The following is a 13,804-nucleotide window of genomic DNA, read 5'->3' as shown; positions in this document are numbered from 1 at the left end:
AGACTTTATAAAACAATTGGTTCGACTCCACTAACAACGGGCGCAACTTTGTTTAGATTTAATTGGTTATTGTCTTCAACAAATTGATTTAGATTCCACTCATTTTTGAAAAGAATAACTGGCCTATTCCAACAATCTTTAACTATTTTACAGTTAAATATTCTGCCTAGTCTTTCAATAGCTGGCCATCCATCAGAAATCCATCTAGCCAATTGATATGGCATTGCTTCAAGATTTGCATCTACACCATATTCACTTTTTAATCTATGAGTTACTACCTCCAACTGCAATTGACCAACAGCTGCGAGTATAGGGTCTCTTTTACTCTCATCAAAGTCATAAAGAATCTGAACAGCGCCTTCTTCTCGAAGTTCATTAACCCCCTTTCTAAAGTTTTTAAATGCTGAGGGATTTGGATTTCTTAGCCAGCTGAATATTTCAGGACTAAAGGATGGTATGCCCTCATATTCCAGATGCGCACCAGTATAAAGAGTATCTCCAATAGAAAACATACCCGGATTATTTAAACCAATAACATCTCCAGGATAGGCATCATCTACTACTTCTCTATCTTGCCCAAATATTTTTTGTGGTCTTGATAGTCTGATTGTTTTCCCAGTTCTGGAATGTTTAACTGACATATCCTTTTCAAATTTTCCACTACAAACTCTTACAAAAGCAACCCTATCTCTGTGCTTTGGATCCATATTTGCTTGAAGCTTAAAAACAAACCCACTAAATTCATCGCTTGCAGGTTCAATATCCCCTTTATTACTATTTCTTGAAGTCGGCTTTTGAGCCATTTTCAAAAAACTATCTAAAAATGGCCTTACACCAAAATTAGTCATAGCAGATCCAAAGAAAACTGGGGTTAAAGAGCCATTAAAAACTTTTTCTTTTTCAAATTTAGATCCTGCTTCATCGAGAACATCCAATTCTTCAAGAGAGTTTTCGAGTAAATCTCTCTCTACATATTTTGATAGCTCTTTGTCTTCAAGACTTAATCTTTTCTCATTCGATTGTTTTCCTCTAACGGCTTTATCAAATAAAATTACCTCTCTCGAAAATCTATCAATAACTCCTCTAAATTCCTCGCCACTTCCAATTGGCCAATTAATAGGTAAAGTATTTAATCCAAGTTCTGATTCGATTTCATCAAGTAAAGAAAATGGTTCTCTACCTGGTCTATCCATTTTATTTATAAAAGTAAATATTGGTATTTTTCGCATCTTGCAAACTTCAAACAATTTTCTAGTTTGAGGTTCTAATCCTTTAGCAGCATCTTCCAACATTACTGCATTATCTGCAGCAGCTAATGTTCTATAGGTATCTTCGGAGAAATCTTGGTGTCCTGGTGTATCTAATAGATTGATTACTGATCTTTCGTATTCAAATTGCAATACAGTTGATGTAATAGAAATACCTCTTTGCTTCTCAAGTTCCATCCAGTCTGACGTAGCTTTTCTCTGATTACCCCTAGCTTTTACTGCTCCTGCCTGTTGAATAGCACCTCCATATAAAAGAAGCTTCTCAGTAAGAGTCGTTTTCCCAGCATCTGGATGTGAAATAATTGCAAAATTTCTTCTTTTATTTACAGCTTCCAGTATGTCTTTATTATTTAAAATTTTAGTACTTAAGTTCATCTAGATAATATAAGGGACTTACACCTGGTTCTTAAACATTACCATAGACTATTAAATATTTATCACCGTCTTCAAACACATCTAAAGAAGATAGATCATTCTCCAAGGTAAAATTTTTTAGCTCTTTGAAAGTATAAGAAGCTCTTAAAGATGCATAATAATCATTAGTCAAAATCTCATTGTATTTAGTTGAACATTCTGCTTTGAGTTCTAGAGCGGACTTTTCATCTAGTGGCCTTTTCAAGTCCTTATGAAAATTTACGGTAATATTACTAGACAAACTTCTTATGGTGTTGAAGAAATCTTCAAGGTTCGTAATGTGATGGATCAAACTGTTGCTTACAAGTAAACTAATTCTTTTTTTAAGTAAAAGACTATTGGATTTAATGTCTTTGATATCAGAACATACATAGCGTAAATTTTTTAATTTTTTCTGATTAGTAGAAATCTTTTTATTATATTCCGCCCTCAAAATCATCTCTTTAGATCCATCTATCCCCACTACTTCAGTATCAGGCCATTTTATTGCTAACTTCTCAGAAATATTTCCTGGGCCACATCCCAGATCAACTATTAAATCTTTTTCACCTAAAAAAATATTTTTTCTCAAAAGATAATGATTTATTTGATTAATTAGATTATCTTCCCCTTCTGAAAAATCAGCTTCGTCATAAGAAATGACCTGCTCTTTTTCTTCCATTAATTCAGGTTCGGGGACTCTTTCCATATCCTTTCTTGAAACAAAGATTTCATAATAAACATAATTCTACACAAACCGTTAAATAGTGGTAAGAATGGTTGCAGACGCCACAGGTAGAGTTATTCTTCCAGTACGGGTTATTTACATACTTTTTTTTATCGTGACTGTTGCACCAAATAAAGCTTCTTCAGAGAGCAATTCCAATAATCTTAAAAAAGATGATTTTCCAAAGACTGCGCCAGCTGCTTATCCTGTTTTTTTCAGGTCTTACAGTAGGAAAACTTCCTCTGGTAAAAGGGAGAACTGGAGTGAAGTTGGTGATAGAAATTTATCAGGCTTAAAAGAATTAGGAAAACTTTCTGATGAAGAATTAATCCTAATGAGAGAAATGCAAAGCAACCAAAAAGCCCAACCTTCAGGAAGATGGTTATGGATTGGAGGAACTCCTTGGATTAATAAAAACCAAAATTTCTCTGGGGCATACAACTGTACTTCAACAAACTTAATTGATTGGGAAGCCTTTGCTTTGATGATGGATTTAGCAATGATGGGATGTGGAACAGGTGCAATAATTGAGCCTCATTTTATTAATAATCTACCTACAGTAATAAATAAAATAAATATTAAATCAGTTAGTGAAGTTGGAATCACTCCTAAAGATCAAAGAGAAGAAAAATCATCATTAGAAATCAAAGGCAAAGATCTCCATATCAAAGTTGGAGATAGCAGAAGAGGCTGGGTAGATAGCTATAAATATCTTCTTGAGGCATCAAGTAACGAGAGTCTCGAAAGAGAAATTGATGTTTATATTGATTTGGAAGATATTAGGCCTGCAGGAGAATCATTAAAAGGTTTTGGTGGCATGGCAAATCCTATCAAATTGAAAGATCTATATTCTAGAGTTGCATCACTTCTTGGAAAAGCCATTGGCAGGAAATTAAGTACAGTAGAATGTTGTTTATTAATTGATGAAGCTGCAGTAACCATAGTTGCTGGAAATATAAGAAGAAGTGCTGGGATGAGGCAATTTGCTTCAGACGATAAGGAAGCAGCATCGGCAAAAGAAAATTTATGGAGTCAAGATGAAAATGGTAATTGGAGAATAGATCCTGAAAAAGATGCCCTCAGGATGGCTAATCATACTAGGGTTTATCATGAAAAACCCTCTTACCAAACTATTTTGGATGCCGTAACAAAACAATTCCATTCAGGTGAAGGAGCTATTCAATTTGCTCCAGAAGCCATCGCAAGGTCAAATGCAGATATTCTCAAAGATGATGAATTGAGGAAAGAATTTATTGAAATCTACTCAGAACAAGGTAAGGATGAAGCGAGAAATTGGATAAATAGTAGTTATGGTCCATTCTCTGAAGAAGAGCTAGATCACAGGATGAGCAGATATGGACTTAACCCTTGTGGAGAGATCTTGGGGAATGATTTCCACTGCAATTTGGCTGAAGTTCATTTAAATCAGATTGATCCAAAAAACTTTGAAGAGCAAAAAAAGGCTTTTAAAGCTGCAGCTCTTTCAGTAGCATGCTTACTTAATCATGAATTTGAAGTTGAGCGTTACAGAAAAAGTAGGGAATATGATCCTATTGTAGGGGTAAGTTTCACTGGATTATTTGATTTTTGTGTCCATGCATTTGGAACGCCATGGTTGAAGTGGTGGGAAGCAGGAAGGCCAAATAATGAAGAAGGGAAAGCATTTAAAGAAAAAGAAGCTAAATTCTTAGATTATTGGAGAAAAATAGTAAAAGAAACTGTATGGGAATATTGTGATAAGCATAGTCTAAGGAGACCAAATCGATGCACAACAGTTCAGCCAGCCGGGACTAAAAGTCTTCTTACTGGAGCAGCTCCAGGATGGCATCCTCCAAAGGCTCAAAGATTCATAAGAAGAATAACTTTCAGGAAAAATGATCCAATTGCTTTAGCTTGCATGGATTATGGTTATTCAGTCGTTCCATCTCAATCTGATAAAGATGAAAATGGCTGTTTGCTTGACAATCCATTTGATCCAAGATGCACAGAATGGTTAGTTGAAATCCCTACTGAAGTTAGCTGGGCCAATATAGATGGCGCAGACCAGATAGACATCAATAATTTTTCAGCATTAGCGCAATTTGATTTTTATATGCAAGTTCAGAAATTTTATACAGAGCATAATACCTCTGCAACCGTAGAATTTAGAGAAAATGAAATCGAAGATTTAGCTAAGGCTATCCATAATGCAATAGAAAATAATGAAGGATATATTTCTGCGGCATTACTAGCTCGATTTAGTGCCAACGCTACTTTCCCGAGACTACCTTTTGAACCAATAAGTAAAGAGGAATATATTTCATTACAAAATAAAGTAATAGAGAGGAAAGTTAATAACGATTTCTTTGATGCTCTAAATAAATATGATATTGGAGAACTATCTGAAGCAGGACCAGCAGGGTGTGATTCAGATAAGTGTCTTCTTCCTCTGGCTAAACCAAAAGATTAAATATTAAATTATTTGTAAATAAAAAATATAAATTAGTTTTTAAAAATCTAATTTATAGCTACATCTTTAGTAGGAACATAAATTATTTATGACATTAAGCCTAAATATTGGGAACCTATTTAATGATTCCTCCAGTCATGCCTTAGTGGATGAGCTAAGAAAAAGAAACTCAGAAGAAGAAATACTAGAATTTGAGAAAAAATTTAACTCCAAAAATGAAAAAAATCTACATATACATATATGTAGATTTCTTAAAAACAGATCAATATCTAGAGGACTAGCCTCTAAATGGTTAATAACAATAATTAAAAATAAAGAATCAATTATTGATTCTTTGAAAAGTTGAATAATTAGGTCAGCCCTGAGAGTTTCCATAGAGCAATTCCAAAAATTGAAAACCCCATAATAAAAGTAAAAGCTAGAGCATTTACTAATTGAACCTTATCGTTCATTCTGTTAGCGAAAGGTAGCAATTGAGCAAATAATGGAGTCTCTTCAACTATTGCAGACTTTTTTACTGTAGGTTTTTTGCTTCTAGAAAACATAAAACAAAATTTATAATCTTAAGAATTTTACATTTAAAAGTTCGTTAAATAAAAAATACTTCTTAAAAACGAACAAAATGTAACCTGTAAAAATTATTAAACAAAAAATTAAATAATTTTAAAGAGATTTCAATTTTATAAAAATTTTAATTTTATTTATAAAAAACCTAGACAAATAATTTTCTTGGATGTTAGGATAAGTTTGTAGCAACCGCTACCAAAACGTTCAACTTGCGTTTAGCAAGCCGCAAATCGACTTAAGCCATGGAACGGGGACTTGAGCGAAACCGGAGCTTAAAAAAATGACTCTAATTTACAGAGGACAAAAATACGTCCAGAACAAAAACGTTGCTAAGAAGCAGCATAACGAACTAACTTACAGAGGAAAAGCTTACACAAGCTAGTTCAAATAACCATAAATAAAAAGGCCACTGTAAGTGGCTTTTTTTATTGTCAAATTTTTAATTTTTTCAGAAGTATTTGATTAGAAAAGGTATTAATGAGATATAAATTAAATTCCTCTTCAAGACATTAAATAAATTAATTATTATTAATTGACAGTTAAAAAGTACACATTTTTAGATGTCACTTATTTATGTCCTATCAAGTAATAAAAGCAATCAACTGTTTAATAAACCTCTTTAAATATAAATTTATCAAATTAAGAAAAGAGAGAAATCACTAAATAGTTCAATAAAGCACTAAAGTAATAAGGTTTAGAGCAGCATCATTTAAAGTAATGGCCGATCAGAAACCTTTATTTAAAGCTCCTTACGATATAAAAGACGTTAGTGTTCTTTTTTTTATAGTTGCATTTGTATTGATTATTGCTGCAATATTTGGGAATAATCTATTTGGCATTTTTCAAGATAATATCAATTTTGGGTAACCATAGAAAATTGAATAGGAATTTCACTTTTAGTTTAAATTATTTATGAAAGATTCAAAATAAATTGCCCTAAATACGAAGTATTTTCTCAAAAACAAATCCATTCCCAAGGAACCACATAATTAGCCCCCCTAAAGACAGAAAAGGTGCAAAGGGTATAACTTGCCTGAACCTAACTAGATTGAAGGATAATCCTACTAGGCAGAAAATTGCTGCAATTATATAAGAAATGCCAACTGCGAACAAAGTTCCAATAGGACCTAGCCATAAAGCTAGCATTGCTACTAATTTAGAGTCACCTCTACCAATTGCATCTTTTTTAAAAACATATTTAGCTAAGTATCTGAAAGACTCAAAGATAAAAAAAGCGATTAGTGAAGTACACAAACCCTTGCTAATTAGGTTTAAATCAATATATTTATTATCAAATAAGCCGATAAATATTAAACCAGAAATCCCTGAAAGAAAACCAAAGTTTATCAATCCTTGAGGGATCCAAAAACTATCAATATCAATTAATGCGATACAAAATAGAAGCGACAAAAATATCCAATTAAAAAATAAATTTAAAAACAAATTTGAATTTGATATTAAGAAAGAAGGAGAACTATTAGTAAAAATAATAAATAGAATACCTGTTAGAAATTCAATTAAAGGATACCTAAAAGATATTGATTTATTGCAATGCAGACATTTTCTTCTTTGTATTAAATAACTAATTAAAGGTATATTTTCTCTCCAAGTTAATTTTATTTTACACTTTGGACAAAAACTTCTTGGTTTAATAATTGAAAAATTATTTTGAAAACGATAAACAATAACATTTAAAAAACTCCCTATGCACACTCCAACAATGAAAAACTGAAAGTAATTAAATATAGTTAGCATTCTGAAAAGTTGTACTTTTCTAGCATAATGTATATAATTCTGCTATCAACTTACAAATCCAAATTTCTATTGTTCACGATGACTTTATTAGAAAGTTTTTTAATTAATAAAAGAGTTTTAAAAACTCTTAGCACCAAACAAGGAGAGGAGGGCTTCTCTCTTGTTGAATTAGTTGTAGTAATTGCTGTTTTAGCAATTCTATCTGCTGTAGCTATTCCAGCTTTTGTTGGGGTACAAGCTCGAGCAAGAGCATCTGCCGTTAAGAATGGTTTAGTTAATGGAGTGAAAGAATGTGTTGTGAGAGCATCAGATTTCGATTCAACACTTTTTGCCGATGCTCAATCTTTTTCTGCAGGTAGTTTTCAAGGTTATACAATGGGACAAGAAGCATCCTCAGGAGACACCTGTTATGCAGCTACAGCAACCGCTGCTGCAGGTAGTGGAGATTCCAATTTTACAATTGTTATGAATCCTCAAACTGGATTAGTTTCCAAAACCTGTTCAGATGTTGGTGCTGCCGGATGTAATGGAACTCCAGTTACTGATCCTGTTACGGGCGTTACAACTACAGACGGTAACTGGTAATAGGTTTCATAAATTTTTGATGCACATCTCAAGATTAAAAATCTTGAGATTTTTTTTAAATGTATAAATTTTTTCACAAAAATTTTATTTCGTACCTACTCCTAGGAATCCTTATATCAAGTTGCAATAGTAAAAATGAAAATTTTGATTTAGATTTATCAAATTTTAAAATTCCACCAAAAAATAATGAAAAAATTTTAAATTTAGAAAGCAAAGATTCCTTAGTAACAAAAAAAGAAATCATTAAAAATGAACTGAAAAATTATCAAAATAAATCTGAAATTTTAAGTTCAATACCACTAGGCAAAATTGACCCTTTTTCTGAAGAAGGTATAAAAGATGAAGTAAATAATTTGAATACTAATTTCAAATTAATTGGTTTTCTCAACACAAAAAAAAGTAAATATGTTTTTGTAAGTTACTTAGGTCAAGAAGGTACAATTACTGAGGAATCTATTGGGGGAGAAAATACTAATTTATTACCTAATGGAGCAAAAGTATTAAAAATAGATCCTAAAAAATTAAAATTGATTATAAGTTTTGAGAATGAAGATTATATTCTTGAATTATAAAAGTCAAATCTAAATAAATAGATTAACTTGTATAAATATAAAATAAATAATATAATTAGGAACCAGGCTTTATTGGATATAAAATGAAAATATCCAACATAAGAAATAATAGCAATAGTGGCTTTACTTTAATTGAGCTCATAATAGTTATCGCCGGTATAGCTGCTTTAGGTAGTTTTACATTCCCGAACGTATTAGCTTCATTAAAGTTAAATAAAGTTGAAGAAGCTAAAGCAATAATGAATGGGTATGCAGCTGATTGTTTGGGGAAATATAGAATATCTACTGATCCAGTAAAATTTATAGAGCAATCAACTCCAGATCAATTAGATGATATAAAATTACAAACCCTTGGGTATCAGATAGATGCCAATAAAAATAAATGTTCCCACATAGCACTCAAGCCTTTGAATGAAAAAGAAAAAGATCTTTATGCCTTTGATTTTCAAATGACAAGTGAAGGCAAGATTCTTAAAACTGCTACACCTTCAAGTAATCCTAGATTCTTAAATTCATGTAGAGGCTGGGCAGGTAAAAATTGCGGGCTATCAGAGGCTCAAAAAGCAGAATTTGCTCGTTTAGCAGCTCTAGCAAAGTCTAAAGCAGAATGTATTGGGAAATATAATAATTGGCTTGCTGCCGACGGTAGTGGTGAGAATGTAAGTTGGGACAGTGATAAGCAAAGTTGTACAAGAAAAGTATATGCTTTCGAGGGAATTCCAGTAAATACTCTTGAAGCTGTTGATCAAGCTCTAAAAGCTAAATATGGAAGGGCATGCCTCGATTGGAGGACATCAAAAAGAAGAAGTAAGAGCATTAGCAGAAATGGCAAACCTGAAACTAAAGATCCTGAATGCGGAGGGATAAAATATTGGTATCATTCAGGCTATGAATTTAGTTCTCAAACAGAATGGACTGCTTTTGATAACCAAATAAAAAAACAAAAATGTATGAATGATAGATCAAATGCTTTAAGACTAAGAAAGAAGGGGCTATATAGGTACGGTCCATCTCCAGGACCTGCCCCTTGTGGTCAAGCCGTCTATTTATGTAATGGGTCTGAATATTCATCACTCAGTGCCTACAGAACTACAAGTTGTGGTAAGCCGCCCCCTCCACCACCTAAGCCTAGACCAAGACCACAACCGGACCGCTGTAAGCCCCCTTATTTCAGGAGACATAAACGTTGTAAACCTCAATTCAGAGGTTGGCCAAGTTACAGCGCGAACAGCAAACAGTGTAAGTGTCCTTAAATGGCTGAAAATAGATACACGCCAACAAGCGTAAGAAAATTAGTTGATAAATTCTTCTCACTTCAATGGTGCAGGGATAACTTTGTAGTTCCTCTTTACGAGGAAACCTCCTTGCCCATGAAGGAGGGAGTTATAAAAATAGCTATTGCAAATTACTCTTATTTAGGCACTATAGCTTCACCAATCAAAGAAAGGTTAAGTCAATCTGGTTTTAAATGTGAATTTGTTGAGAGATCTCAAGAAGAGATTCAAGAAATTTTAGATTTAGCATCAGAAGAGAGATTTATTAGTGGAGACTCAATAGAAATATCTCAATTTGATGAAGATGCTGTTATTGAGGCTTTTAAAGATACAACTGATAATGAAGATTCTGTTATTGGTGGCATTGAATTTGATGATGCACAAATTGAACAAACTATTGAAGAGGAAGATCTAGAGGATGAAATGATGCAAAGCAAAATTCAAAAAGCAGCAGGGAAAATATTGATTCATTCTGTAAAAAGTAATTTTTCCGATATTCATATAGAACCAAATAGCGAACAATACAAAATACGAGTTAGGAATGATGGAGTAATGCAAAAACTCATGACAATTCCAAGACAATCTGGAATTCAATTAGTTTCATGCTTAAAAACTATGACTAATGAGATGGACGTAGCGGAAAAAAGAGCCAGTCAAGATGGGAAAATATTGAGAAAGTTTCAGGGAAATAGACTCGAGTTTAGATGCTCCACAGTCCCAAGTAAACATGGTGAAAAAATGGTTCTCCGAATCTTAAAAAGTGATACCGAAACCCTAAAATTAGATACCTTAATTCACATAGAAGATGTTAGAAAAAACTTCAGGAAAATAATGAATTCAACAAATGGAATAGTAATTGTTTCAGGTCCAACAGGTTCTGGGAAATCAACTACTCTTGCAGCTGCACTTAGAGAAAAAGATAATGGAGAGACAAATATTATTACTGCTGAAGATCCTGTTGAATATGAGATGGGTGGAGACATAACTCAAGTACAAGTTAATAGAGCAAAGGGACAGACATTTGCTACTATCTTGAGAACTTTTCTTAGGCAAGATCCTGATGTAATTCTTATCGGTGAAACAAGAGATCCTGAAACAGCAGAATCTTCTATGGATGCTGCAGAAACTGGACATTTAGTTTTTACAACTCTTCATGCAAATTCATCATCTAGTTCCTTGACAAGGCTATTAGATATGGAAGTCCCAAAATACAAATTAAATGCAAGCGTTAGAGGAATATTGGCTCAAAGATTACTTAGAAGAGTTTGCACTGGATGTTCAATTGAAAGACCAATATCAGAAAGTGAAGCTGCAAAATTTAACATCAAAAAAAATACTCCAATTAAGTATGCAAATGCTTTATCTCCTGAAGAAAAGGCACAAAGAAAAAGAGAAAATACTCTTTGCCAAAAATGTCAAGGTTCTGGTTATCATCAAAGAATTGGTACATACGAACTTCTTGTTGTTGATGGAAAAATTCAAAGTGCGATATCCCAAGGTTTAACTGATAAAGAGATTGAGAATTTAGCTGTAAACGAGAATTCAATGCTTACGCTAACTCAATACGGTGTAGAGTTAGTGAAGGATCATTTAACTACTCTTTCAGAAGTAATTAGAGTATGCAAATCAGATTAAATTAAATATGTCAATAGCAAGAGAGATAGTACAATTCGCGATGGAGGCTGGATCATCTGATATCCATCTAGAAGAAGATTCTCCAATTGCGGTAAGGGTGAATTCCGATATAAAAGTTAGCCCCCAGAACTTAGAATCAGAAGATATGGATCAATTATTATTAGAATTACTTGGAGAAGAAAAACTAAATGAATTTAATCAGACCGGAGATTTAGATAGTTCCATAGGATTGGAAGGATTATCCAGATTAAGAATAAATGCATATATAGCTAATGAAAAAAGATGTCTTACCCTAAGACTTCTGCCTGACCAACTTCCTAAATGGCAAGATTTAGGATTACCAAATGCTTTTATAGAATTGTCAAAACTTCATAGAGGCTTAGTCTTATGTACTGGGCCTACTGGATCAGGCAAGTCAACAACTTTAGCTGCCTTAATAAATTGCATGCTAGACACACAGCAAAGGCACATTCTTACCATTGAAGATCCCATAGAGTTTATCTTTAAACATTCTAAGAATTCAATTATCCATCAAAGGGAAGTCAAAAGAGATACAAATTCATTTTCCATTGCATTAAGGGCAGCTCTTAGAGAAGATCCAGATGTAATTTATATTGGTGAAATGAGAGATCTAGAAACTATTCAACTAGCAATTACTGCAGCAGAAACAGGTCATCTTGTATTAGGAACATTACACACATCATCAGCTGCGAAAACTGTGGAAAGAATAGTTGATGTATTTCCTGCTGATCAACAAGAGCAAGCAAGATTGCAAGTCTCAACTTCTTTAGCTGGTATTATGTCCCAAACATTATGTAAAAACACAAAAGGTAAAAGATCACTCGCCTACGAACTAATGGTTAATACTCCTGCTATTGGCAATTTGATAAGAGAAAAAAAAGTTAGCGAGATTTATTCACAATTGCAAATGGGAAGCCAATATGGGATGAGTACGCTAGAACAATGTCTTAATAATCTTTATAATCAGAATCTAATTACTAAAGAAGAAGCTTTAGGAAAAGCTTCAAATCCAAAAGCACTGATTTTTTAATAATGGTTGAATATGGAAACGCTAACTTAGTCAAGAAAAAGGCAAATAAAAATACCCCTTTAGTTGTTTTTGGAATCTCATTCGGGGAAGTTTCTTACTTAGATTATGAACCTGATTCGAAATTAAAAGTCCCCCAAAATGATTTACTAGTTTTCTTTCGGCAAATGGCAGTAATGCTAAAAAGTGGGGTACCTCTCTCACAGGCATTAGAATTATTAGCAGAGAATATGACGAACAAAAAGTTTGGGGCCAACATATTTGATGTATCAAAAAAACTTGGAAGTGGAGAAGAATTATCAACCTGTCTTGGTAGATACCCTAGAATTTTTAGTCCAATCATGATAGGGCTTATTGAAGCTGGTGAAGCAGGAGGAATATTATCTGAAGTTTTGGAGAGATTAGCCTCCTTAGTTGAATCTCAAAGTAAAATAAAAGGTCAAATAACTGGAGCTTTAATTTATCCAGTGGCAATTCTCGTTTTAGCGGTGACGATAAGTCTCGCTCTTTTAATTTTTATAGTTCCTACATTTGATGAAATGTTTAAGAGTATGGGAGCTGAATTACCTGGATTGACATCATTTATGTTGCTCTTATCACGAGTTGTGACTTCTTTGCAATTTCTTATAGTTACCCCAATTTTAGTATTTATTAGTTTTTACCTTTTTAACACAACTTACACTACTCAATCAGGAAGAAAATTCGTTGATAATTTAGTTTTGAAAGTACCTCTTTTTGGAGATTTAATTTTAAAGTCTGAACTAGCTTCAATGTCTGACACTTTAAGCACTTTAATCAATTCTGGAATTTCCATAGTTGAATCTATCGAGAGGTGTATAAATGCATCTAGCAACGAAATAATAAAAATTGCTTTGAGAAGATCAATATCTTTGGTAACTCAAGGACAAGAATTAAGTACATCATTAGAGTCAGCAAAAGTTATCCCGAGGTTATTAATCTCAATGATAAAAATAGGAGAAGAAACTGGCGCACTATCCTTTATGTTAGAAAATCTAGCAAATTTTTACAAAAGGGAAGTGGAAGAGGCGGTTACTGTACTTACAAAAGCGATGGAGCCTGCTGTTATCTTTGTTGTTGCTGCAATAGTAGGTACTATAGTTATTTCACTTTATTTACCAATGTTTAGTCTAATAAATGAAATGGGCTAGTCATTCTTCAAAAATGATGTATCCATTTTAAAAGGTTTATTTTTCCTAGTTTCTGATTTATCTATTTGTCTATTAATCTTATCTTCTTTTTTAACTTCATTTTTTCTATCTTCGCTGTCCTTTATATCTGATAATGGTGGTAATTCTTTTTTCTTTTCTTCACTCTTAGTTTTTGTTTCAACCTTTTCTTTTATTTTTAAATTCGGTAATGGTGGTAATTCTTTTTTCTTTTCTTCACTCTTAGTTTTTGTTTCAAACTTTTCTTTTATTTTTAAATTCGGTAATGGTGGTAATTCTTTTTTCTTTTCTTCACTCTTGGTTTTTGTTTCAAACTTTTCTTTTATTTTTAAATTCGGTAATGG

General features: G+C 32.9%; 15 protein-coding genes. 10 read left to right on the top strand and 5 right to left on the bottom strand.

Going from position 1 to position 13,804, the window contains the following annotated elements; translation table 11 throughout:
* Window positions 1–5: 5 nt before the first annotated feature.
* A complete protein-coding gene (locus tag EU95_RS04200) occupies window positions 6–1,643 on the bottom strand; it encodes a peptide chain release factor 3 (RefSeq protein WP_032522219.1) in 1,638 nt (545 codons plus the stop codon).
* 31 nt (window positions 1,644–1,674) lie between these two features.
* Window positions 1,675–2,370 (bottom strand): class I SAM-dependent methyltransferase, encoded by a 696-nt coding sequence (locus tag EU95_RS04205; protein ID WP_032522218.1) that lies wholly within the window; start codon window positions 2,368–2,370, stop codon window positions 1,675–1,677.
* A gap of 133 nt (window positions 2,371–2,503) precedes the next feature.
* Here EU95_RS04205 and nrdJ point away from each other — a divergent pair, with 133 nt between their 5' ends.
* Both nrdJ and EU95_RS04215 read left to right on the top strand, forming a co-directional pair.
* The gene (gene nrdJ, locus EU95_RS04210) at window positions 2,504–4,837 is read left to right on the top strand and encodes a ribonucleoside-triphosphate reductase, adenosylcobalamin-dependent (RefSeq protein WP_032522343.1); all 2,334 of its coding nucleotides are present in this window, start codon (window positions 2,504–2,506) and stop codon (window positions 4,835–4,837) included.
* Between the two features lie 88 nt (window positions 4,838–4,925).
* A complete protein-coding gene (locus EU95_RS04215) occupies window positions 4,926–5,183 on the top strand; it encodes an RNA recognition motif-containing protein (protein ID WP_032522217.1) in 258 nt (85 codons plus the stop codon).
* A gap of 4 nt (window positions 5,184–5,187) precedes the next feature.
* On the opposite strand, the gene EU95_RS04220 is transcribed toward EU95_RS04215, so the two are convergent.
* Entirely contained in the window at window positions 5,188–5,382 is a 195-nt protein-coding gene (locus tag EU95_RS04220) for a hypothetical protein (RefSeq protein ID WP_011818162.1), read from the bottom strand.
* 302 nt (window positions 5,383–5,684) lie between these two features.
* On the opposite strand from EU95_RS04220, the gene EU95_RS09440 reads away from it, so the two are divergent.
* Together EU95_RS09440 and EU95_RS09910 are read left to right on the top strand one after the other, a co-directional pair.
* The gene (locus tag EU95_RS09440) at window positions 5,685–5,786 is read left to right on the top strand and encodes a DUF4278 domain-containing protein (protein WP_072014838.1); all 102 of its coding nucleotides are present in this window, start codon (window positions 5,685–5,687) and stop codon (window positions 5,784–5,786) included.
* Between the two features lie 335 nt (window positions 5,787–6,121).
* Window positions 6,122–6,271, top strand: coding sequence for a hypothetical protein (locus EU95_RS09910; protein WP_193742471.1), 150 nt, complete (start codon window positions 6,122–6,124; stop codon window positions 6,269–6,271).
* A gap of 69 nt (window positions 6,272–6,340) precedes the next feature.
* On the opposite strand, the gene EU95_RS04225 is transcribed toward EU95_RS09910, so the two are convergent.
* The gene (locus tag EU95_RS04225; RefSeq protein ID WP_032522216.1) at window positions 6,341–7,159 is read right to left on the bottom strand and encodes a prepilin peptidase; all 819 of its coding nucleotides are present in this window, start codon (window positions 7,157–7,159) and stop codon (window positions 6,341–6,343) included.
* Between the two features lie 78 nt (window positions 7,160–7,237).
* Between EU95_RS04225 and EU95_RS04230 the strand changes: the two genes are divergently transcribed.
* From EU95_RS04230 to EU95_RS04255, 6 genes are all read left to right on the top strand, one after another.
* Entirely contained in the window at window positions 7,238–7,744 is a 507-nt protein-coding gene (locus tag EU95_RS04230) for a prepilin-type N-terminal cleavage/methylation domain-containing protein (RefSeq protein WP_032522215.1), read from the top strand.
* Window positions 7,745–7,803: 59 nt separating this feature from the next.
* Entirely contained in the window at window positions 7,804–8,316 is a 513-nt protein-coding gene (locus tag EU95_RS04235; protein WP_032522214.1) for a hypothetical protein, read from the top strand.
* Window positions 8,317–8,399: 83 nt separating this feature from the next.
* Window positions 8,400–9,569 (top strand): type II secretion system protein, encoded by a 1,170-nt coding sequence (locus tag EU95_RS04240; protein ID WP_032522213.1) that lies wholly within the window; start codon window positions 8,400–8,402, stop codon window positions 9,567–9,569.
* Window positions 9,570–11,225, top strand: a complete 1,656-nt coding sequence (locus tag EU95_RS04245) for a GspE/PulE family protein (protein ID WP_032522212.1) — start codon at window positions 9,570–9,572, stop codon at window positions 11,223–11,225.
* Between the two features lie 7 nt (window positions 11,226–11,232).
* Window positions 11,233–12,276: a type IV pilus twitching motility protein PilT gene (locus EU95_RS04250; protein ID WP_032522211.1), complete on the top strand. Its 1,044-nt coding sequence runs from the start codon at window positions 11,233–11,235 to the stop codon at window positions 12,274–12,276.
* 2 nt (window positions 12,277–12,278) lie between these two features.
* Window positions 12,279–13,442 (top strand): type II secretion system F family protein, encoded by a 1,164-nt coding sequence (locus tag EU95_RS04255; RefSeq protein WP_080728114.1) that lies wholly within the window; start codon window positions 12,279–12,281, stop codon window positions 13,440–13,442.
* On the opposite strand, the gene EU95_RS09905 is transcribed toward EU95_RS04255, so the two are convergent.
* The coding region (locus EU95_RS09905; protein WP_032522210.1) for a hypothetical protein at window positions 13,439–13,804 on the bottom strand (366 nt) is incomplete at its 5' end. The genes EU95_RS04255 and EU95_RS09905 overlap by 4 nt on opposite strands.

Origin of the sequence: Prochlorococcus marinus str. MIT 9201, from assembly GCF_000759955.1 — a bacterium.
In the GTDB taxonomy this organism is placed as follows: domain Bacteria; phylum Cyanobacteriota; class Cyanobacteriia; order PCC-6307; family Cyanobiaceae; genus Prochlorococcus_A; species Prochlorococcus_A marinus_G.
Note: the sequence above shows the minus strand (reverse complement) of the source record. Positions and strands in the feature narration are given on the sequence as shown.

Bases quoted from the DNA above. Each gene is read 5' to 3' on its own strand.
- EU95_RS04220 (WP_011818162.1), bottom strand. From the start codon at position 5,382: ATGTTTTCTAGAAGCAAAAAACCTACAGTAAAAAAGTCTGCAATAGTT.
- EU95_RS04245 (WP_032522212.1), top strand. From the start codon at position 9,570: ATGGCTGAAAATAGATACACGCCAACAAGCGTAAGAAAATTAGTTGAT.
- EU95_RS04200 (WP_032522219.1), bottom strand. From the start codon at position 1,643: ATGAACTTAAGTACTAAAATTTTAAATAATAAAGACATACTGGAAGCT.
- EU95_RS04255 (WP_080728114.1), top strand. From the start codon at position 12,279: ATGGTTGAATATGGAAACGCTAACTTAGTCAAGAAAAAGGCAAATAAA.
- EU95_RS04205 (WP_032522218.1), bottom strand. From the start codon at position 2,370: ATGGAAAGAGTCCCCGAACCTGAATTAATGGAAGAAAAAGAGCAGGTC.
- EU95_RS04225 (WP_032522216.1), bottom strand. From the start codon at position 7,159: ATGCTAACTATATTTAATTACTTTCAGTTTTTCATTGTTGGAGTGTGC.
- EU95_RS04235 (WP_032522214.1), top strand. From the start codon at position 7,804: ATGTATAAATTTTTTCACAAAAATTTTATTTCGTACCTACTCCTAGGA.
- EU95_RS04250 (WP_032522211.1), top strand. From the start codon at position 11,233: ATGTCAATAGCAAGAGAGATAGTACAATTCGCGATGGAGGCTGGATCA.
- EU95_RS04240 (WP_032522213.1), top strand. From the start codon at position 8,400: ATGAAAATATCCAACATAAGAAATAATAGCAATAGTGGCTTTACTTTA.
- EU95_RS09910 (WP_193742471.1), top strand. From the start codon at position 6,122: ATGGCCGATCAGAAACCTTTATTTAAAGCTCCTTACGATATAAAAGAC.
- EU95_RS04215 (WP_032522217.1), top strand. From the start codon at position 4,926: ATGACATTAAGCCTAAATATTGGGAACCTATTTAATGATTCCTCCAGT.
- EU95_RS09440 (WP_072014838.1), top strand. From the start codon at position 5,685: ATGACTCTAATTTACAGAGGACAAAAATACGTCCAGAACAAAAACGTT.
- EU95_RS04230 (WP_032522215.1), top strand. From the start codon at position 7,238: ATGACTTTATTAGAAAGTTTTTTAATTAATAAAAGAGTTTTAAAAACT.